Genomic DNA, 19,427 nt, shown 5'->3' on the forward strand with positions numbered 1-19,427 from the left:
ATGCGTTTGGTTTCTGCCAGCCCGTGATTCCAGACATAACGAGCACAACCGCCCAACTGGCGCAGGCGTTGCGCTTGTTGTTCGGTCGGTTCGAGTCGGAATTTGTAGGCTTTCAGAATTTGCATTTAGCGCTCAGTGTGTAGCATCATTGCCATATCTATTAAGCCCGATTGAGTGACAGAATGCAATTCACTAAAATTAATAAATAACGCCATGCGGCCTACGCTTTGCACGTACATTTGGTGTTTATCACCAAGTATCGAAAGCCGATATTGGGGGATCTGCATCACGCTTCCTTCAGTCAGTGTGCGGCAGAGGTTTGCAGAGATTTTGGTGCGGAACTGAAAGAGTGTGACGGAGAGGCTGATCATGTTCACATGCTGATAGAGTACGCGCCAACGGTACAGCTATCGGTACTGGTGAACTCGTTAAAGGCGGTCACATCAAGGCGACTGCGTAATGAATTTCTGGACTTGAGAGGTGCTTACAGCAAACCCGTACTCTGGTCACGCTCTTACTTTGCGGGCTCTTGCGGCGGAGCACCGTTGGAGGTGATCAAGCAATACATTCAAAACCAGCGGGGCTGACGCCCCGGCGAAATTCCCCTCCCACCTACGTCGGAGGGAGTCCCCTTTCGTATTTAAGATGGGAACTGAAGCGGCGAACGATTAATTATAAAAGCATCAATTCGAGCTGACGCTGCGACATATAGTGTCACATGAAATGACACTGGCAGAATTTATGACCATAAAAATCATTTTTGCAACACAAGTGAACTGAAAGATTTGATGAATGCAGTTTAATGTTTCAGCAAAGCAAGAAGCAGGGAAGCCCTGCCGGGCGACACGGACTCCCCGCTTATGTTCCCCGCCCTGTCAGACCGGCTGCCAGCCGCGCATGACCCTCAGCAGGTCCTTCCAGCTCACTATGCCCACCAGGGCGCCGTTTTCCAGCACAGGCAGACAGGAGATCTGGTGCTCCAGCATGAGGCCGGCGGCCTCTTTCAGGGAGCGTTCGGGGGAGACGGTGATGGGTTCACGGCTCATGATCTGGTGGGCGCGCCGGTTGAGGGTCTCGGTGTCCCGGTTCATCTCGGCATCCGTGTCCAGATAGGGGCTGATGGCACGCAGCAGATCCCGGTCCGAGATGACCCCCACCAGCTTCTCTTCCTCCACCACCAGGAGGTGGCGGAAATGGGCCTGCTCGAAGATCTCCTTGATGACGCTCAGCCTGTCATCCATGGAAACGGTCGCGACCCGGGTCGTCATGATCTCTTTAATCAACATGGTCAGCCTCCTGCCCCCCAGATGTCTCTGTTATGACACGTTTTTCCGGCGGCAGCCATCCCCCCCGCCCTCAAGTGCAAATTTGTGTCATTTCACGTAAGATCCGCGCCAGTTTCTCTCCTTCAATCGAGCCAAGCAGACCCATCCATGATAGTTGCCAGTCAAATCGAACTGATCCGCGGCGGCCGCACGCTGCTGGACAACGCGTCCGCCACCATACACCCCGGCCACAAGGTGGGCCTGGTGGGCAAGAACGGCTGTGGCAAGTCCACCTTCTTTGCGCTGGTACGGGGCGAGCTGGCCATCGACAACGGCAGCTTCAGCCTGCCCGCCGGCTGGCAGATTGCCGGCGTGGCCCAGGAGACCCCGGCGCTGGACTGCTCCGCCCTGGAGTACGTGATCGACGGCGACAAGGAGTTCCGCGCCCTGGAAGCCGAGCTCGCCCGGGCCGAGGCGGATGACAACGGTCTGCTGGTGGCCGAGCTGCACGGCAAGCTCGATACCATAGGTGCCTACAGCATTCGCGCCCGTGCCGCCGAGCTGCTGCACGGTCTGGGTTTTGGCGGCGATCAGCTCGACTCGCCGGTCAGAAGCTTCTCCGGTGGCTGGCGTATGCGCCTGAACCTGGCCCAGGCGCTGCTCTGCCGCTCCGATCTGCTGCTGCTGGATGAACCGACCAACCACCTGGATCTCGACGCCGTCATCTGGCTGGAGAAGTGGCTCAAGGGCTATCAGGGCACGCTGGTGCTCATTTCTCACGACCGCGACTTCCTCGATTCCGTGGTGAATCGCATCATCCATATCGAGAACGGCAAGCTCAACGAATACAGCGGCGGCTACTCCGACTTCGAACTGCAACGGGCCGAGCACCTGGCCCAGCAGCAGTCCATGTACGAGAAGCAGCAGCGGGAGATGGCCCACATGCAATCCTATGTGGATCGCTTCCGCTACAAGGCCTCCAAGGCCCGTCAGGCCCAAAGCCGGCTCAAAGCCATGGAGCGGATGGAGAAGATCCTGCCCGCCCACGCCGACTCCGAATTCAGCTTCGAGTTTCGCGAGCCCTCGGCCCTGCCGACTCCCCTCATCGCCATGGAGAACCTGTGCGCCGGTTACGGTGACAAGGTGATCCTCGAGAAGATCAAGCTCAACCTGGTGCCGGGGTCGCGCATCGGCCTGCTCGGTCGCAACGGCGCCGGCAAGTCCACCTTCATCAAGATGCTCTCCGGTAGCAACCCGCCGCTGTCGGGCAAGCTGGAGGTGAGCGCCGGGGTGAGCATCGGCTACTTCGCCCAGCATCAGCTCGAAACCCTGCGCCTCGATGACAGCCCCCTCGATCACCTGGTGCGCCTGGCCCCGGACAAGACCGAACAGGAGCTTCGCAACTACCTCGGCAGCTTCGGTTTTCACGGCGACAAGGTGCTCGACAAGGTGGCCCCCTTCTCCGGCGGTGAGAAAGCGCGTCTGGTGCTGGCCCTCATCACCTGGCAAAAGCCCAACCTGCTGCTGCTGGATGAACCGACCAACCACCTGGATCTGGAGATGCGCCACGCCCTGACCATGGCCCTGCAAGGGTTCGAGGGGGCCATGGTGGTGGTCTCTCACGACCGTCATCTGCTGCGCACCACCACGGATGACTTCTATCTGGTCCACGGCGGCCGGGTCGAGCCCTTCGATGGGGATCTCGACGACTACCACAAGTGGCTCGGCGAGCAGGAGAAAGAGGCCAATGCCAAGCCGGCAGATGGCACTGTCTCCGCCAACTCGGCGGTGGCGCGCAAGGATCAGAAGCGCCTCGAAGCCCAGTTCCGGCAAGCGACCCGGCCGCTGCGCCAGAAGCTGGAGAAGCTCGAAACCAGCATGGAGAAGCTGCAGGCCAAGCTGGCCGCGGTGGAAGAGCAGCTCGCCGATCCCGCCATCTATGAAGAGAGTGCCAAGGGCAAGCTCTCCGAGCTGCTCAAGTCCCAGGGCCCCCTCAAGGAGGAGCTGGAGCACGTCGAGCTGGAGTGGATGAGCCTCTCTGAAGAGCTGGAAACCATGGAGCAGGCCTTCTTTGCGTGATGAAGCCTTGATGGCCAGCGAGCGGGTCAGCCCCGACGCCCTGCCCACCCCTTCCGAGTTCTGGACATGGAGCACGGGCGCCTATGGCCAGCGCAGCCAGGACTGGCTCCACGTGCAAAGCATGGGGGGCAACGTCAACCTGGCACTCCTGCTGCACCACCTCGACCTGCTCCGGATCCCGGTCGACCTCACGGACTTGCAACCGGCCCTGGTACAGACCGAGGCGGTGCTGCTCCCCTGGCGCACCCTGCGCCAGCAGGCCAAGTCACGGGTGGGAACCGAGGAGTACCAGACCATGCTGGCCCACGAACTGGAGCTGGAGCGGCTGCAACAGGGGGTCTTGCTGCAGACCCTGCGCACCCTCGCCCTGTTTCGCGGCGACAGCCGCAACCTGTTTCACTATCTATCGTTACTGGGTGCCCAGCAGGGCCCCCTCAGAGATCTCATATGCTGAGCTACCGCCACGCCTTTCACGCCGGCAACCACGCCGATGTGCTCAAACACGCCGTCCAGGCCCTGATCATCGAGTCCCTCAAGAAGAAGGAGAAACCCTTCATCGTGCTAGACACCCATGCCGGTGGCGGTCTCTACGACCTGCGCGGCGACTGGTCCCAGAAGAAGGCGGAATACGCCGACGGGATCAAACGCCTGTGGGATGAACGGGCCCAGTGGTCTGCCATGGCCCCCTATCTGGGTGTCATCGAGGAGATGAACAGCGATGGCCAGCTGCACTACTACCCCGGCTCGCCGGAGCTCTCCCGCCGCCTTATCCGCGATCAGGACAAGCTGGCGCTGATGGAGCTGCACAACAACGAGGTGGAGGATCTTCGCGCCAACATGGGGTACGACCCCCGCGTCGCCGTCCACCATCGCGACGGCTTCGAAGGGCTGGTTGCCCTGCTGCCCCCCACCCCGCGCCGCGGCCTGGTGCTCATCGACCCCCCCTATGAGCTGAAGGAAGATTACTTCGCCGTGGTCGATACCCTTAAAAAAGCGCAAAAGCTCTGGGCCACCGGCATCTACGCCCTCTGGTATCCCATCCTCGGGCAAGAGGCGGACAAGTCCCGCGACATGCTCAAAGCGATCAAGCGCGAGAACTTCGGCAACGTCCTGGTGGCCGAGCTGGAAGTGGCCGGCCAGACCAGCGATTGGGGCATGAACGGCTCCGGCATGCTCATCGTCAGCCCCCCCTGGATGCTGGACGAGCAGATCGAGGCCTTCTTGAAACCCCTGTGCGCCAGGCTGGCCCAGGGCGCCGGCGCCCAGTACAGGGTGGAGTGGCTGAACAAGGCCGAAGCCTGACCCTCGGAACCACAGAAAATGAAAAAGGGCCTGTCACAGCAGGCCCTTTTTCATTGGGGCTGATGACCCGGCACGTTCACGCTGGCCAGCTGCTCGGACAGGCGGCTCGCCAGCCAGTCGATGGCAAGCCGGGTCTTGAGGGGCAGATGCGGACCATGGGGCCAGAGGGCGTTGATGGGATAGCGCCGACCCGGCAATCGGGCCAGCAGCTCGCGCAGCTCGCCCCGCTCAAGGTGGGGCCGCGCCAGCCAGGTCGGCAGCCAGGCGAGACCAAAGCCCGCGATGGCCGCCTGGGTGATGGCGTTGAGATCGTCCATCTGCAACCGCCCTCTGGGCTGGACTTCGCGCCATGCCTCGGCCTCCTGCCACCACCACGACAGCACCCGCCCCTGGCGCAGATAGGCAATGCACTCGTGCTCCGGTAACTCGGCCAGGGTCACAGGTTCCCCCCGCTCGGCCAGATAGGCGGGCGAGGCGCAAAGCGTCATGCCGTGCTCCCCGAGCCTGCGCGCCGCCAGATCCAGGCTGTCCGGCGGCTCTGCGTTGCGGATCACCAGATCCATCCCCTCCTCCACCAGATCCACCTTGCGATCGCTGAACGACAGCTCCAGGGCCAGCCCGGGATGCGCCTTCGCCAGCGCCAGCAAAATGGGGGCCACGCACTGCTGGCCGAACAGCACCGGCATGGAGACCTTCAATCTGCCGTTGAGGGTGAGCTTGTTGCTGGCCAGCGCCGCTTCCCCAAGACGCACCTCCTCCAGCGCCCGCAGGCAGTGGCGATAGAAGAGCGCCCCCTCCTCGGTCAGGCTCTGGCTGCGGGTGGTGCGATGAAACAGTTGCACGCCGAGACGCAGCTCCAGCCGCGCCACCCCCTTGCCCACCGCCGAGCGGGTGAGGTGAAGCCGCTCCGCCGCCTGGGCGAAGCTGCCCGCCTCCACCACGGTGGCGAAGAGATCGATGCCGTTGAGCGTGTTTGCCATCTATTGCATACCTTTTGGAACCAATATGGCGAAATACTATCAGCACTGCGGAAAAAAATGACTGGTAAGCTCCCTTCATTCTTCACACGTTTCAGATGGAGTTTCCCTCATGAGCCAGATCCTGCTGCTGCAATCCAGCCTCAACGGCCCCGCATCCCGCACCAACCAGTTGATGGAGCGCTTCCTGCAAACACGCCGGGAGCAGGGCCATCAGGACCAGGTGGTGGTGCGTGATCTGACCGCCCTCGACTTGCCCGTCCTCGACAGCCCGTTGTTTCACGCCCTGCGCGGGGCTGAACCGGCCAATGAGGCCATCCGGCAGGCGGTGGCGCTGTCGGATCGGCTGATTGCCGAACTCAAGGCCACCGACCTGCTGCTGATCGGCGCCCCCATGTACAACCTCAATGTACCGACCCCCCTCAAGAACTGGTTCGATCTGGTGGCACGGGCCGGGGTGACTTTCCGTTACACCGACACCTACCCCATGGGGCTGGTGGAGGGGGTCAACGCCCTGGTGTTCAGTAGCCGCGGCGGCGTGCATCAGGGACAGACGACGGATGCGGTCACCCCCTACCTCCAATCCGTGCTCGGCCTGATGGGCATCCCGGTGGACTTCGTCTACGCAGAGGGGATGGATCTGCGCCCCCACGGGGCGGAGCAGGGGATGCGCGAGGCCCATGCTCGGATCGCTGACCTAGGCAGGTAGGGCCATCACCCGATCTTGCCCCTTCCAACCGGCCACCTGCTGCGCGGGACATTCCAAGTAAAAAAGCCCCGCAAGGGGCTTTCACGTGCAGGCAAACATCAGGCCCTGACGGGCATATCCCGCCAGAGCGCCAGAATGAGCAGCGCCAGCAGGGCAAAGGGCGGCACCAGGCAGAGCAGCACGCACAGGAAGGTGACAAGCCCCGGGTGGCGGCTCTTGCGCCGGGCCAGTCGCCAGGCCACCACACCGACAACGATCATCATCAGCAGCATGAAGAGAACAAACAGGTTGGAGTTGATGGTCATGAAAGCTCCTTTTTCATGGCAAAAGGCACACTCTAGCGCCGTTGCGGTCCCGGGCAACTCCCAATCTGGTGGTGCCTCCCCCGGTCGATAGGCATTTTCTATTTCGCTGATAGATGAGAATGGTTTTCATTTGATGAGATTCTGGGTGATACTGCCTTCATCGCCAGAGGAGACACCACCATGAAAAAGACCATCAGCTTCGCCATCCTGCACTTTTGTGTCGCCTTCACCGTGGCTTACCTGCTGACCGGCGAACTGCTCACCGCCAGCCTGATCGCCCTCATCGAGCCCGCCGTGAACACGGTCGCCTTCTACTTCCACGACCTTGGCTGGCACAAGCTCAAGCCTGAGCACAGCCTGCAGGCCAAGACCAGCAGCTTCGCCCTGGTCCACTTCTCGGTGGCCTTCGGTGTCGCCTACCTGCTGAGTGGCGAGCTGCTCACCGGCGGCGTGATGGCACTGATCGAACCTGCCATCAACACCGTCGTCTTCTTCTTCCACGAGCGGCTGTGGCGCAGCCGCCAGACCTTGGCGCTGGCCGGCGTCTGATTGCCATGCAGGGCCGCCCGGCACCCAAAAACACGGGGTGCTCCTGCCTCCTTCGGGTGTAAAGTGTGCTCTGATCACGGGGCATCACGCCCCCTGTTGGAGCCCTGTCGATGAACAAGATCTTGCTTGGAACCCTGCTGTTTTCCCCTCTGCTGGCCGCGGCGGCCACCCCGTCCTTCGAGTGCGCCAAGGCGAAAGGCGCCGCCGAAACCCTCATTTGCAAGGATGCCGGACTGGCTGCGCTGGATAACGAGCTGTCAGCCCTCTATCCCAAGGCGATTGCCGGGTTCTCCCCCGAGCAGCAGAAGAGCGAGCGCGCCATCCAGCGCGGCTGGATCAAGGGGCGCAACGACTGCTGGAAGGCGGGCGACCTGCGCCAGTGCGTGGAAGAGAGCTACCAGTTGCGGATCACCGAGTTGCAGATAAAAGGCGGCCAACTGAGGGTGCCGACGCCGATTGATTACCAGTGCGGCAAGAGCCTCACCCTCTCCACCTACTTCTACAACGAGGCCAAGCGGCCCGCCGCCATGATCAATTTGAGCGAGGGGAACGACCAGCAGCAGGTGCTCGCCTATGAGACCCCCAGCGCCAGCGGCGCCCGGTACGAGGGGCAAAACCTCACCCTCTGGACCAAGGGGAGCGACGCCATGCTGGAGCGCTACGGTCAGCCCACCCTCAACTGCAGCGAGATCCCGGGCAACTGATCCCCCGCCCGGCCAAGGGCCGGGCAACCACTCCCGTACAGGCAGCAAGAGGGTCACCAGTTGGTGGCCACTCGCTCCCTTTTACCTATGCCCAGCCCTCTCTCGCCAATCCAGCCCGGACGCCAGGCTTTCGGGCTTGCCTCCATTTGTTGATCTTGCCCGGCAATTCGCCATTTCCTCCTTCCCCTTCGCTCGCGGGCCGTTAATATAGCCAATTGGCAACATACGCCTCGTCGGAGTCTCCCATGAGCCATGCCAACCCTCTCGCAGGTAACGTGCAGCAGACTGGAGGCTGTAATTCAGGGCGGTAGCCATGCCGGCGTTTGTCATGACCAAGGTCACACTGCTTTTCTATACCGTCGTAATGGTTGTGCAAAAAGAAGAGGTCAAGCGAATACAGTCTGCTTCAGAGGTAGGCAGGTAATCCATTGATTTAAATGTTACTTCTAAGGAAGGTGCGAATAAGTCATATGGCACGAGAGCATTTACTGGTAACCCATTGATATTAAATGACTAAAATTTTCATTTTTTGTTCTTGGGATACTTGTTCGCACTTTCCCTAGCAGTCAAAGATGGCGGAGATTATCCATTCCCCATTAATTGTGGCGAATGTTGCAGTTACGAAACTGTCGTTGAGGTGGGTACAAACGAGTTTTTGTGCACCGAGTGTTTCACAGTTACAGACAGTTATGGAGTATGCGAATGGTGCAATGATGAATCTACAAATCTGTCTGAAGGTACTATGTGGTCTGGGTGTGAGTTTTGTGATGGACGGGCAGGTTGGGATGATGATTAATAAGGCGGTGTGTACAGATCTAGTTATCACCTGACACCAACCTCCTTCGCCGCAGACAGGCAGGGTATTTCCCCCTGCAAGCCGCCGAGCCGAGTTTAGCTGGTCAGGAGCGCCGTCATGGATGACGGCGCAGCCGCAGGCGGCACAGGGATGTGCCGTGTGCGGTGCTCCGTCCGACCCGATGAAGTAGGCGAGGGAATCCGCGAAACGGACGGCTTGCCGGGGGAGAAGACCTTTGGTGGCTTTGGGTCTTTCCAATGTCACTCTCCCCGGCCCGAAGAGCGGGCGAAACCCCGTCGAGGGCAAAGCCATATCCCGCCCCTGCGCCGTGTCAGGGATGCGGCGATGCCGTCACAGCTCCACATCGTTATCCTCCCCACACTGCACCGATGGCGCCCTCCCCCTCGGGTATTCAATCCCCCCTGCCACTGACCTATAGTGGGCTCCTTTCACACCACCTTTGCGAGCAGCAGTATGTATATCGGTGAATTTGCCCGGCTGGCGGGCACCACCCCAAAGGCGGTCCGTCTCTACGAGCAGCTCGGGCTGCTGCCCGAGCCCAGGCGGCGCGGCAAGTATCGCGTCTACCGGGCCGAGGATCTGGAGTGGGTCGGCTTTATCCGCGAGGCCCAGCGGCTTGGCTGCAAGCTCGGGGAGCTGGTTCCCCTGCTCGCGGGCGTCACCAGCCTCGACCACTTCCCCTGGCAGAAGGTGGAGCAGCTTATCGCGGACAAGCTGGCGCAGATCGCGGCGGAGGTCGCCCGGCTGCAACGCCAGCATCAGGGCTTGAGCCAGTGCGCCACGCTGCTGGCGCAGCACCCCTGCCGCTATGGCGCCCCGGCGCGGCAATCCCCCGACGGGCGGGATCATCCCGCCGCCGCGGCTCGGGGTCAAAAGGTGGCTTGACTCTGTCCCATGGGACAAGGGGTGTAATGGGGGCTCACTTCAAGGAGCCATACCATGACCCCCAACCTGCTTGTTCTCAACGGCAACCCCAAACCCGACAGCCTCTGCCACGCCCTCGCCCGAGAGTATGCCCGCAGTGCCGAGCAAGGGGGCGCGCGCGTCACCCTGCATCACGTGGGGGAGCTCGCCTTCGCGCCGGATCTTCACCATGGCTATGACGAGGTGCAGCCCCTCGAGCCCGATCTGCAGTCGGTGCAGCAGAGCCTGACGCAGGCCCACCATCTGGTGATCGTCGCCCCCGTCTGGTGGGGCCACCTGCCAGCCCGGCTCAAGGGGCTGCTGGATCGCACCCTGCTGCCGGGTTTCGCCTTTCGCTACCAGCCGGGGAAGGCGTACCCGGAGCAGTTGCTCGCCGGCAAGACGGCACGCCTGCTGCTCACCATGGACAGCCCCCCCTGGTATTACCGCTGGTGGCAGGGAGCCCCCCTGGATCGCACCCTGGACAAGCCGGTGCTGGGGCTGTGCGGTATCCGGCTGACCCACCGCCAGCATCTGGGGCCCGTCCACACCTCGGATGAGGGGGCCCGCCAGCGCTGGCTCAGCTAGGCCGGGGCCGCCGCCCGCCAGGATGTGCAGCGGCTGGGCAGGCGCCCCGCCTAATCCCTGCCATGGGCATGTTTTGCCCATTAAAAAGCCCCGCAGTTGCGGGGCTTTTGTCGTCGAGGCGGGGGTTATTTTGCCGCGATGGCGTCTGCCATGGGGCTCTGGAACTCCTGCTCGGCTTCTGCGAAGCGATCCTGCATGGCCTTGGAGGGGGCCTTGTCCAACAGGCTGAACAGCACGATGGCCAGGGTGGCAAACAGGAAGCCCGGGATGATTTCGTACAGACCCAGCCAGCCGAACTGCTTCCAGATGATGACGGTCAGGGCACCGACCAGCATGCCCGCCAGGGCGCCGTTGCGGGTCATGCGGGACCAGAGCACGGAGAGCAGCACCACGGGGCCGAAGGCGGCACCGAAACCGGCCCAGGCGTAGCTCACCAGCCCCAGCACCCGGTTTTCCGGGTTGGTGGCGACGGCGATGGCCACCAGGGCGATCAGCAGCACCATGGCGCGGCCGACCCACACCAGCTCTTTCTGGGAGGCGTTCTTGCGCAGGAAGGGCTTGTAGAGATCCTCGGTGATGGCGCTGGAGCAGACCAGCAGCTGGCAACTGAGGGTACTCATGACCGCCGCCAGGATGGCGGAGAGCAGCACGCCGGCAATCCAGGGGTTGAACAGGATCTTGGAGAGCTCGATGAAGACGCGCTCCGGGTTGGCGGTCACGCCACCCGCCTGCTCGGTGAAGGTGGAGAAGTAGGCCAGGCCGAAGAAACCGATGGCCACGGCGCCACCCAGGCACAGCACCATCCAGGTCATGCTGATGCGACGGGCGCTGGCCATGGAGTGGTGGGAGTCCGCCGCCATGAAGCGCGCCAGGATGTGGGGCTGGCCGAAGTAGCCCAGGCCCCAGGCCATCAGAGAGATGATGGCGATGAAGTCCAGGTTCTTGAACATGTCGAGATTGCTGGCGTTCTGCGCCGCCACCTGCACCATGGCGGTGTCGATGCCGCCCACGGCGATGATGACGAACACAGGAGTCAGGATGAGGGCGAAGATCATCAGGGTCGCCTGCACGGTGTCGGTCCAGCTTACCGCGAGGAAGCCGCCGAAGAAGGTGTAGGTGATGGTGGCCGCGGCACCGATCCAGAGGGCGGTGTCATAGCTCATGCCGAAGGTGCTCTCGAACAGGCGGGCACCGGCCACCACGCCGGAGGCGCAGTAGATGGTGAAGAACAGCAGGATCACCAGGGCGGAGAGGATGCGCAGCACCCGGCTCTTGTCTTCGAAGCGGTAGGTGAAGTAGTCCGGCAGGGTCAGGGCGTTGCGGTTCTTCTCGGTGTGAACCCGCAGCCGACCGGCCACCCAGCGCCAGTTGAAGTAGGCGCCGATGATGAGGCCGATGGCGATCCAGCTCTCGGAGATGCCGCCGATGAAGACGGCGCCAGGCAGGCCCATCAGGAGCCAGCCACTCATGTCGGAGGCACCGGCGGAGAGGGCGGTCACCCAGCTCCCCATGCGGCGGCCGCCGAGAATGTAGTCGTCAAAGTTACGGGTGGCGCGATAGGCGATAAAGCCGATCAACACCATCCCGAGGATGTACACCAGAAAGGTGATGAGCATGGGGGTGCTAGCTGTCATTCAAAACTCCGTTATGTGACGTCTGTGCCCGTTCTTGCGACGGACTCTTCCTTAAAAAAACCGGCCTAGAGTAATCAGCAGATCGCCGGACCACAACCACTTTTAACAAATAAAAAACACATGGAAAACGTTTAACACCTAACCAAGCAACCACTCAATTGCAATAAGGCCGGATTTTATCCCGACCTGCCAAGGGTTTACCCTGATGATTCCCTCCCCCGCGCCATAAAAAAGCCCCGACAGTGGCCGGGGCTCGGAATACCGACGGGCGGGATCAGCGGTTGATGGCGATAGGCATGCCGCTGCGCTGCTCCAGGGCCTGCTTGACCAGCTGGGAGTCGCTGTCCGCGTGGGCGATGAAGCGGGTCACGGCGGTGGACATGGGCAGCGGGGCCGGCAGGCTGGAGTTGAACTCCTCCTGGTTGCGCGAGAGGGGCTGGTGCACTTCCAGGTAGCGGCGGCCATCCGGCTCGACAGAGGCCTTGATGGGCTGGTTCACGAACTGGACGCGGGTACCGACCGGGACCTGCTTGAACAGGTACTCGATGTCGTCGTTGCGCAGACGCACGCAGCCGTGGCTCACCCGCAGGCCGATGCCGAACTGGGCGTTGGTACCGTGGATGGCGTACATCTTGCCGATGTAGAGCGCGAACAGCCCCATGGGGTTGTCCGGACCGGCCGGCCAGACAGCAGGCAGGGTCTCGCCACGGGCGGCGTACTCGGCGTGCATCTTCGCGGTCGGGGTCCAGGTCGGGCCCGCCTTCTTGCGCTGCACGCTGGTCACCCAGTCTTCCGGGGTGTCGGTGCCGAGCTGGCCGATGCCAATCGGCAGCACTTCCACCACCTTCTTGCCTCTGGGGTAGTAGTAGAGGCGCATCTCGGCGACGTTCAGCACGATGCCTTCACGGGGGGCATCCGGCAGGATCAGCTGATGCGGCACGACCAGCTTCTCGCCCGCCTGCAGCAGCAGGGGGTCCGCCTTGGGGTTGGCTTCCAGCATGTTGGTCAAGCCGAGCTGGAATCTGGCCGCTGCCGCTTCCAGGGGTTGGCCCGCCTCTTCCGGGGACACCACGTAGTCCAGGTTCTCCCCCACCAGGCGGCTGTTGGCTGCGGGCAGGGCATATTCGATGGCGAGGGCGGGCATGGCGGCCAGGATCAGGGAGCAGCACAGTGCGGCCGCCGTGTTGTGGAGGAGCTTCATAACTTTCCTGTGATAAAGGGGGTGGTTCAGCACTCTGGCCAGCGCGGAGGCGACGGGCGCGCCCGGGGCGAAGAGAAGGCCGCCATTTTTCTCCTCTGCCATGCAAATTTCAACCGCCACGTGCTGACGGGTCGGTGATTAAATACGGTGCCGCGCCGCGCCGCGGCACCTTGTCATAAGCGGGATCAGCCGTTTTTCCAACTGTGCATGTCATAACCGGTTGGCGACTGATGCAAACGTAGATGGAATTGCTCAATTATCGCAAATATGTGGTCGAAAATATCAGCCTGTATCCCTTCATACTCGGCCCAGGCGGTGGTCGCCGTGAAGCAGTAGATCTCCAGCGGCAGGCCGTCCGTGGTCGGTGCCAACTGGCGCACCATCAGGGTCATGTCCTTGCGAATGCCCGCATGGGCCCGCAGGTAGGCGTCCAGATAGGCGCGCAGGGTGCCGAGGTTGGTGAGGTGGCGACCATTGATGGGGCAGCTGATGGCATCGCTGAGCTGCTGGTTGTAGCTGCTGAGCTCCTGCTCCTTGCGGCTGAGGTAGGGTGCCAGCAACCTGGCCTGCTTGAGCTGCAACTGCTCCTGCGAGGTGAGGAAGCGCACGCTGGTCATGTCGATGTTGACGCTGCGCTTGATGCGGCGCCCGCCGGATTCGGTCATCCCCTGCCAGTTCTTGAAGGAGTCGGAGATGAGGGCATAGGTGGGGATGGTGGTGATGGTCTTGTCCCAGTTCGACACCTTGACCGTGGTGAGGCCGATGTCGGTCACCTCGCCGTCCGCCCCGTACTTGTCCATCTGCAGCCAGTCACCGACGCTCAGCATGCGGTTGGCGGAGAGCTGGATACCCGCCACCAGGCCGAGGATGGGGTCCTTGAACACCAGCATCAGGACCGCGGTCATGGCCCCCAGGCCGCTGAACAGGAAGAGGGGCGACTTGCCGAGCAGCAGGGCGATCATCAGGATGCCCACCAGGATGCTGGCCACCAGTTTCACCCCCTGGAAGATGCCGCGCAGGGGCAGATCCCGCCCAAGCCGGGTATACCGGCTCAGGGAGAGCAGGCAGTCGAGCAGGGCGAACAGGGCCAGCAGCAGGAACAGCAGGATCCAGAGCTGGGCCAGCAACTCGATAAGCGCCAGGCTCTCGGACGCTTTGGGCAGCCAGATCTCCGCCTGACCGAGCAGCACGGCGCCCTGGAACACGAAGGCGAGCCGGTAAAAGAGGCGTTGCTGCAACTGGGGCGGCAGCCACATCTGCTTGGTCTTGCCAAGCAGCCCCACCAGGCGCACCAGCAGGATGCGGTGCAGCACCAGGTGCAGCACCATGGCGGTCAGCACGATGAACCCCAGGGCGATCACCAGGGCCATCATGGGGGTCACATCGACCCCCAGACCTGACAACCAGTTGAAAAACATCTCTTTCATCGTTACCTCCGCAATATCACACAGCGGTCAGGGTACGCATCTGGTCCCCCATGTCAAATGACAGGCCGATCACTATTGCCGAAACGACAACGCCCGGCAGGGGCCGGGCGTTGTCATCACCAGAGGGTGCCTTAGCCGACCAGGCTCAGGGCATCACGAGCGATCACCAGCTCTTCGTTGGTGGGCATCACCAGGGCCAGACGGCTGCCTTCGACGGTGATGGGGCCTTCACCGCCCAGCACGGCGGCGCTGTTGGCCTCCTTGTCGATCTTGAAGCCGAGCAGGGCCAGTCGGGCCAGCACCATCTCGCGCACCATGGCGGCGTTCTCGCCGATGCCGCCGGTGAACACCAGGGCGTCCAGGCGACCATCCATGGCGGCAGCATAGGCACCGACGTACTTGGCAACGCGATAGGTGAAGACATCCAGCGCACGCTTGGCACCGGCGTCGGTGGCGTAGTTGCCGGTGACGTAGCGGCAGTCGCTGCTCTCCTCGGTCATGCCCAGCAGGCCGGATTCGCGGGTCAGCACCTGGTTGATCTTGTCCACGCTGTAACCCAGGTTGTCGTGCATGAAGAAGACGATGGCAGGGTCGATGTCACCGGAGCGGGTGCCCATCGCCAGCCCTTCCAGCGGGGTCAGCCCCATGGAGGTGTCGACGGACTCGCCGTTCTTGATGGCGCAGACGGAGGCACCGTTGCCCAGGTGGCAGTTGATGATGTTGAGCTCATGGAGCGGTTTGCCCAGCGCCTTGGCGGTCTCTTCGGCGATGAAGCGGTGGGAGGTGCCGTGGGCGCCGTAACGACGGATGCCGTTCTCGCGATAGAGTTTGTAGGGCAGCGCGTAGAGGTAGGCTTCCTCTGGCAGGGTCTGGTGGAAGGCGGTGTCAAACACGGCCACGTTCTTGTCGGCCAGGGCCGGGAACACCTTGAGGGCGGCACGGATGCCGATGAGGTGCGCCGGGTTGTGCAGGGGGGCAAACGGAATGGCGGCCTCGATGCCGGCGATCACGCCCTCATCGATGCGAACGGAACGGGAGAACTGCTCGCCGCCGTGCACGATGCGATGGCCGATGGCGACCAGCTGATCGGCCAGGGCGGGATCCTGGGGCAGGATGTGGCCCACGATGTGGTCGAGGGCTTCCTGGTGCGCGGCACCGGCGCCCAGCATGGCGTCGCCCTTGACCCCGTGGAGTTTCCATTTGATACGTGCGTCATCCAGATTGAAGCATTCGGCCAGGCCGGACAGCATGTCCTCGCCCGTTTCAGCGTCCATTACGGCAAATTTCAGGGAAGAGCTACCGCAGTTAAGGATCAATACCAACTTGCTCATGTTCTACATCTTCCTGTGCTTCGGCTTTACGCCGACAGTGTCGTGTCATCCAGCGATGGATGGGATTCCCCTGCCGGGGGCTTATGGTCGCAGGAGGGTGCGTCCAATTTTTCAAATCGTTGGGCGCAGACCGTTCGTCTGGCGCGCGCGTCGAATCAGCGATTCGCAACGGGCCTCTGTTGGCCCAATCACTCGGGACTCCAGGCCCCGAATGCCACTCAGGCGCCGGTCAGCAGCGACTGGTGAACCTTGACGACCAGCTTCTTGACCGGACCTGGGGTCGTCAGGGTACAGAGGGGGCGATGCAGTTCTCCCGGCCAGAAGATGGCGAAGTCGCCGGGCTGCAACGCCAGATAACTGGTCTGCTCGTCATCGACGAACCAGAGATCGGGGTGAGGATGGTCGGCACCGTCCCGGCTGTAGGCGTGAGGGCCCACGCCGATCCACTCCTCGCCGCGCAGCAGCAGCTGGATGTCCAGATACTGCTCATGAAACTCGCCCCGGCGATCCACCACCGGCTCTGTCAAATCCTCGCTCACCAGGCAGAACAGCATGAGGCCGTCGACCTCCTGCTTGCCGAGGGGGGCGTGCAGCCAGCGTTCGACGCTTTGCACCACCTCGGCCACGATACGGTTCAGGGGGGCGGGCAAGGGGGTGCGTTGCAAGGTATCCAGACTGCCGGTGATCATGAGGTTCGCATCCTTAGATATATCTGTGGTCTATCTTTGTGCACCAATGAAAAAGGACCATTGAAGGTCCTTTTATCGTCTCGTCTGCCATCCGTGCAGACGGGGGCGCTGTCGCTTCCTAGCCGATGGCGCCGAGTCACTGTTGCATACTCGTCCGCCCCTGCCAAGAGATACTCGCCCATTTACCCGATGATCGTACCAGTTGAAACAATATTATTCACTACCCAATCTCCCCCGACTTTGACCAGACGCAAAAACGGGAGCATCTGCTCCCGTTTTTTTTCCATCACCCGCTCAAAAGCGGTGCCATTCAAACCTTGCCGGCGTTTTCCACCGGCTTGGCGTACATGGCGCGCCAGATGGCCTTGTGCTCTTGTGGCACCTCGGACTGACGAGTCAGGAAGGCACTCTGCTCTATGGTGCTGGCCTTGCCGGGCACATCCGCCGCGAGGTAGTTGCCTGGGAAGAGGCGATAGCTGCTCCAGATCGCCTTGTCGATGAGCGCCGCCAGCTCGTCTGGATCGCTGAAGCCCTCGGTGATGGGGGCGCCGAAGGAGACATGTACCCGCCCCTTCTGGCCGACGATGCCCGCGACGATACTCTCGATGTCCTCGAATTCGCCCTTCTCGTAGCTGCCGTTGACCGACTTCTCGTAGAGCTCGCGCGCCTTGGCCTTGTCGGTGGGATCCAGCTCGTAGCTGATGCTCACCGGCACGATGTTGAGGCTGCGCATGTAGTCGACGAACTCGATCTTCTGCTTCTTGCCGTCCACGTAGAACATCTTGAGGATGGCCGGATCGGTCTTGTCATCCCCGTCCTTGGCGCGCCCCTCCTTCTGGGCGATCCAGATGGAGTGCCCCTCGTGCACCGACTGGCCGATGTAGGCCGACAGCTCGCCGAGGGCCTTCATCATCTCCCGCGGCCCCTTGGCGGAGCGCTTGACGATGAAGCTCTTGTTGAGCTTCATCAGCTCGGTGGCGCAGGGCTTGCGCAGCAGGTTGTCGCCGATGGCGATGCGCACGGTATCGAACCCGTGGGTGTGCAGCCCCCAGTTGACGAACGCCGGATCCATGGCGATGTCCCTGTGGTTGGAGACGAACAGGTAGCCCTGCTCCTTCTTGAGGTGTTCGAGCCCGGAGAAGCTCACCCCCTGGGTGGAGGTGGCGATCATCCGGGTCATGTAGCGGGTCACCCCCATCTGTACCTGATGGATGGTGCTGACCTTGGCCCACTTGTGGCGCAGGAACTGGCGGATCAGCGGGCGAATGGCCCAACCCAGCCAGCTCATCAGGGAACCGAAGCGGTATTTGGCGATGGCGCCGATAAACTCGTCATCCTGGATCAGCCGCTCGATGGCAGCCGGTACTTCTTCATCGCGATAGGGGCGAATGTCCGCGAATCTATCTACTTCTGTCACAATGTCTGCCTTGCATGTATGGAGTCGCGGCCTGCGTCTGCCGGCCGGGAAAATTCAGGGCGCAATTTTACACGCTTTTATCCCCAGGGGTATGAGAGGCGTACAGATAGTGCGATCTTGCAGTGAAAAAGCGATGGCGGTCACCCGCCAGCCCCCCCTTTCGACAACGGCTCTGCTAGCCAGCGGGGTTGATGAGCGCGGTGAGGACGTGGTCCTCCCAGCGGCCGTTGATCATCAGATAGTCCCGAGCGTACCCCTCCTGCTCGAACCCCAGCCGTTCGAGGAGCGCGCCGCTTCGCAGGTTCGCGGGCATGTAGCTGGCCATGATGCGATGCAGGCCCAGCTCCCGGAACAGGTGATCGATGCCGGCGGCCACCACCTCCTGCATCAGGCCCTGCCCCTCATGCTCCTTGTCGATGGCATAGCCCAGGTGGCACGCCTTGAACATGCCCATCACAATGTTCGTGAAATTGCAGGTGGCGAGCACCCGCTCCCCCCTGGGATCGAGCGCCACCAGTTGCACGGCACTGCCCTCGAAATAGTGGCCGTAACCGTCGCGCAAGCGGGTCTGCCAGTGAGCCAGGGTGTAGAAGCTCTCCTCCCGCTTGGGCTCCCAGGGGGACAGGTGGGCGCGATTGCGCAGATAGAAATCCACCATCAGGCAGGCCCGCTCCGGGGTCAGCACGGTCAGCCGGGTACGGGGGGTGGCAATGTGTGGCAGCGTCGTCATCTCACCCTCAGGAGGTTGGAAGCGGACAGGAAGGTCATCAGAGATCCCTCAGCCTCAGCCACTCGTCCCGCAGCAGGCCGTAGTGCACATGATCCACCACCCTGTCCGCCAGCCGCTCCGCCCGCCGGGTGATCCCCTCCTGGGTCATTCCCAGCCGCTCGCACACGGCCCGGCTCGCCTCGTTCTCGAGGGCGGCGCTGATCTCTACCTTCTCCATCCCCATCTCCTCGAAGGCGTGATGGATCAAGGCCTGGCAGGCCCGGGTGATGATGCCGTGCCCCTGCCAGCGCTCCGCCAGCCAGTAGCCGATGGTCACCTTGCTGAGATCCTGATCGATCTGGTTGTAACCGATGACGCCGACCACCTCCCCCTGATACTCGATGGCCGTGGTCAGCCCCTCCCCCCGGGCAAACTTCTCGATGGAGTGGCGAATGAAGGTGGCGCTGTCGGCGGGCTGCTGGATGTGGGGCACCCAGGGCAGCCACTGGGAGAGGTAATCGCGGTTGCGCTGGCAGAGGCGAAACAGCTCGCTGGCCATGTCGGGTTGCAGGAACAGGAGCGCCAGCTCGTCATCCAGTTGCCATGAAAACATCGCCACTCCTCCCCGGTTCCGCTCCGGCCACCTGCCGTCATGGGAGCCAATGTAGTCAATCAATCCCTTGTTTGCCAAGGACTTTTCAACCGGCTTCCCCGCTGGCAACCCCCATATGGCGATCCCCATGCGGGCACCTTGCCCCCAGGTCATCAATCACCCCTCGCAGCGGTTCAACATGCTGCCATTACCAGTATTTGTGGATGAT

20 protein-coding genes are annotated in these 19,427 nt (G+C 62.2%); 9 read left to right on the forward strand and 11 right to left on the reverse strand.

The annotated features are described in order from the left end of the window. The first annotated feature begins 227 nt into the window (after positions 1 to 227). On the forward strand, positions 228 to 587 hold the full coding sequence (tnpA, locus tag J9893_RS12850; protein ID WP_210621921.1) for an IS200/IS605 family transposase: 360 nt from the start codon (positions 228 to 230) through the stop codon (positions 585 to 587). A gap of 288 nt (positions 588 to 875) precedes the next feature. Here tnpA and J9893_RS12855 read toward each other — a convergent pair whose 3' ends face one another. Then, complete coding sequence (locus J9893_RS12855; protein ID WP_041212425.1) at positions 876 to 1,286, reverse strand: CBS domain-containing protein; 411 nt, start codon at positions 1,284 to 1,286, stop codon at positions 876 to 878. A 147-nt stretch (positions 1,287 to 1,433) separates the two neighbouring features. On the opposite strand from J9893_RS12855, the gene J9893_RS12860 reads away from it, so the two are divergent. From J9893_RS12860 to rlmJ, 3 genes are read left to right on the forward strand one after another with little or no spacing between them, the layout of a single operon-like run. Beyond that, positions 1,434 to 3,344, forward strand: coding sequence for an ABC transporter ATP-binding protein (locus J9893_RS12860; protein ID WP_042879860.1), 1,911 nt, complete (start codon positions 1,434 to 1,436; stop codon positions 3,342 to 3,344). Then, positions 3,337 to 3,798 (forward strand): DUF2390 domain-containing protein, encoded by a 462-nt coding sequence (locus tag J9893_RS12865; protein WP_052815280.1) that lies wholly within the window; start codon positions 3,337 to 3,339, stop codon positions 3,796 to 3,798. The genes J9893_RS12860 and J9893_RS12865 overlap by 8 nt, the downstream gene beginning before the upstream one ends. Beyond that, on the forward strand, positions 3,792 to 4,646 hold the full coding sequence (gene rlmJ, locus J9893_RS12870) for a 23S rRNA (adenine(2030)-N(6))-methyltransferase RlmJ (protein WP_052815281.1): 855 nt from the start codon (positions 3,792 to 3,794) through the stop codon (positions 4,644 to 4,646). The genes J9893_RS12865 and rlmJ overlap by 7 nt, the downstream gene beginning before the upstream one ends. Positions 4,647 to 4,696: 50 nt before the next feature. Here rlmJ and J9893_RS12875 read toward each other — a convergent pair whose 3' ends face one another. Beyond that, complete coding sequence (locus J9893_RS12875; RefSeq protein ID WP_103859254.1) at positions 4,697 to 5,626, reverse strand: LysR family transcriptional regulator; 930 nt, start codon at positions 5,624 to 5,626, stop codon at positions 4,697 to 4,699. Between the two features lie 109 nt (positions 5,627 to 5,735). Here J9893_RS12875 and J9893_RS12880 point away from each other — a divergent pair, with 109 nt between their 5' ends. Beyond that, positions 5,736 to 6,332 carry an NAD(P)H-dependent oxidoreductase gene (locus tag J9893_RS12880; RefSeq protein WP_052815283.1) on the forward strand — a complete coding sequence of 199 codons (597 nt, stop codon included), beginning with the start codon at positions 5,736 to 5,738 and terminating at the stop codon, positions 6,330 to 6,332. A 98-nt stretch (positions 6,333 to 6,430) separates the two neighbouring features. On the opposite strand, the gene J9893_RS12885 is transcribed toward J9893_RS12880, so the two are convergent. Beyond that, the gene (locus J9893_RS12885) at positions 6,431 to 6,637 is read right to left on the reverse strand and encodes a hypothetical protein (RefSeq protein WP_052815284.1); all 207 of its coding nucleotides are present in this window, start codon (positions 6,635 to 6,637) and stop codon (positions 6,431 to 6,433) included. 180 nt (positions 6,638 to 6,817) lie between these two features. On the opposite strand from J9893_RS12885, the gene J9893_RS12890 reads away from it, so the two are divergent. The 4 genes from J9893_RS12890 (at position 6,818) to J9893_RS12905 (ending at position 10,198) form a co-directional block, all read left to right on the forward strand. Further along, on the forward strand, positions 6,818 to 7,186 hold the full coding sequence (locus J9893_RS12890; protein WP_010675518.1) for a DUF2061 domain-containing protein: 369 nt from the start codon (positions 6,818 to 6,820) through the stop codon (positions 7,184 to 7,186). Between the two features lie 110 nt (positions 7,187 to 7,296). Next, complete coding sequence (locus J9893_RS12895) at positions 7,297 to 7,890, forward strand: MliC family protein (RefSeq protein WP_052815285.1); 594 nt, start codon at positions 7,297 to 7,299, stop codon at positions 7,888 to 7,890. Positions 7,891 to 9,160: 1,270 nt separating this feature from the next. Next, the gene (locus J9893_RS12900; RefSeq protein ID WP_052815914.1) at positions 9,161 to 9,592 is read left to right on the forward strand and encodes a MerR family transcriptional regulator; all 432 of its coding nucleotides are present in this window, start codon (positions 9,161 to 9,163) and stop codon (positions 9,590 to 9,592) included. A 54-nt stretch (positions 9,593 to 9,646) separates the two neighbouring features. Beyond that, a complete protein-coding gene (locus J9893_RS12905; RefSeq protein WP_052815900.1) occupies positions 9,647 to 10,198 on the forward strand; it encodes an NAD(P)H-dependent oxidoreductase in 552 nt (183 codons plus the stop codon). 125 nt (positions 10,199 to 10,323) lie between these two features. Here J9893_RS12905 and putP read toward each other — a convergent pair whose 3' ends face one another. From putP to J9893_RS12945, 8 genes are all read right to left on the reverse strand, one after another. Continuing rightward, entirely contained in the window at positions 10,324 to 11,832 is a 1,509-nt protein-coding gene (gene putP, locus J9893_RS12910; protein ID WP_045525661.1) for a sodium/proline symporter PutP, read from the reverse strand. 274 nt (positions 11,833 to 12,106) lie between these two features. Continuing rightward, entirely contained in the window at positions 12,107 to 13,033 is a 927-nt protein-coding gene (locus J9893_RS12915; protein ID WP_052815902.1) for a L,D-transpeptidase family protein, read from the reverse strand. 185 nt (positions 13,034 to 13,218) lie between these two features. Next, the gene (locus J9893_RS12920) at positions 13,219 to 14,460 is read right to left on the reverse strand and encodes a mechanosensitive ion channel domain-containing protein (RefSeq protein WP_052815905.1); all 1,242 of its coding nucleotides are present in this window, start codon (positions 14,458 to 14,460) and stop codon (positions 13,219 to 13,221) included. Between the two features lie 131 nt (positions 14,461 to 14,591). Continuing rightward, the gene (locus J9893_RS12925) at positions 14,592 to 15,791 is read right to left on the reverse strand and encodes an acetate kinase (RefSeq protein WP_069652036.1); all 1,200 of its coding nucleotides are present in this window, start codon (positions 15,789 to 15,791) and stop codon (positions 14,592 to 14,594) included. A gap of 218 nt (positions 15,792 to 16,009) precedes the next feature. Next, positions 16,010 to 16,480, reverse strand: a complete 471-nt coding sequence (locus J9893_RS12930; protein WP_052815909.1) for a YhcH/YjgK/YiaL family protein — start codon at positions 16,478 to 16,480, stop codon at positions 16,010 to 16,012. Between the two features lie 310 nt (positions 16,481 to 16,790). Beyond that, complete coding sequence (locus tag J9893_RS12935; RefSeq protein ID WP_010675527.1) at positions 16,791 to 17,897, reverse strand: 1-acyl-sn-glycerol-3-phosphate acyltransferase; 1,107 nt, start codon at positions 17,895 to 17,897, stop codon at positions 16,791 to 16,793. Between the two features lie 175 nt (positions 17,898 to 18,072). After that, a complete protein-coding gene (locus tag J9893_RS12940) occupies positions 18,073 to 18,627 on the reverse strand; it encodes a GNAT family N-acetyltransferase (protein ID WP_052815911.1) in 555 nt (184 codons plus the stop codon). A 37-nt stretch (positions 18,628 to 18,664) separates the two neighbouring features. Continuing rightward, positions 18,665 to 19,219, reverse strand: a complete 555-nt coding sequence (locus tag J9893_RS12945; protein WP_048206978.1) for a GNAT family protein — start codon at positions 19,217 to 19,219, stop codon at positions 18,665 to 18,667. Between the last annotated feature and the right edge of the window lie 208 nt (positions 19,220 to 19,427).

The organism is Aeromonas sp. MaB10011B (assembly GCF_017939325.1).
Lineage (GTDB): Bacteria > Pseudomonadota > Gammaproteobacteria > Enterobacterales > Aeromonadaceae > Aeromonas > Aeromonas caviae.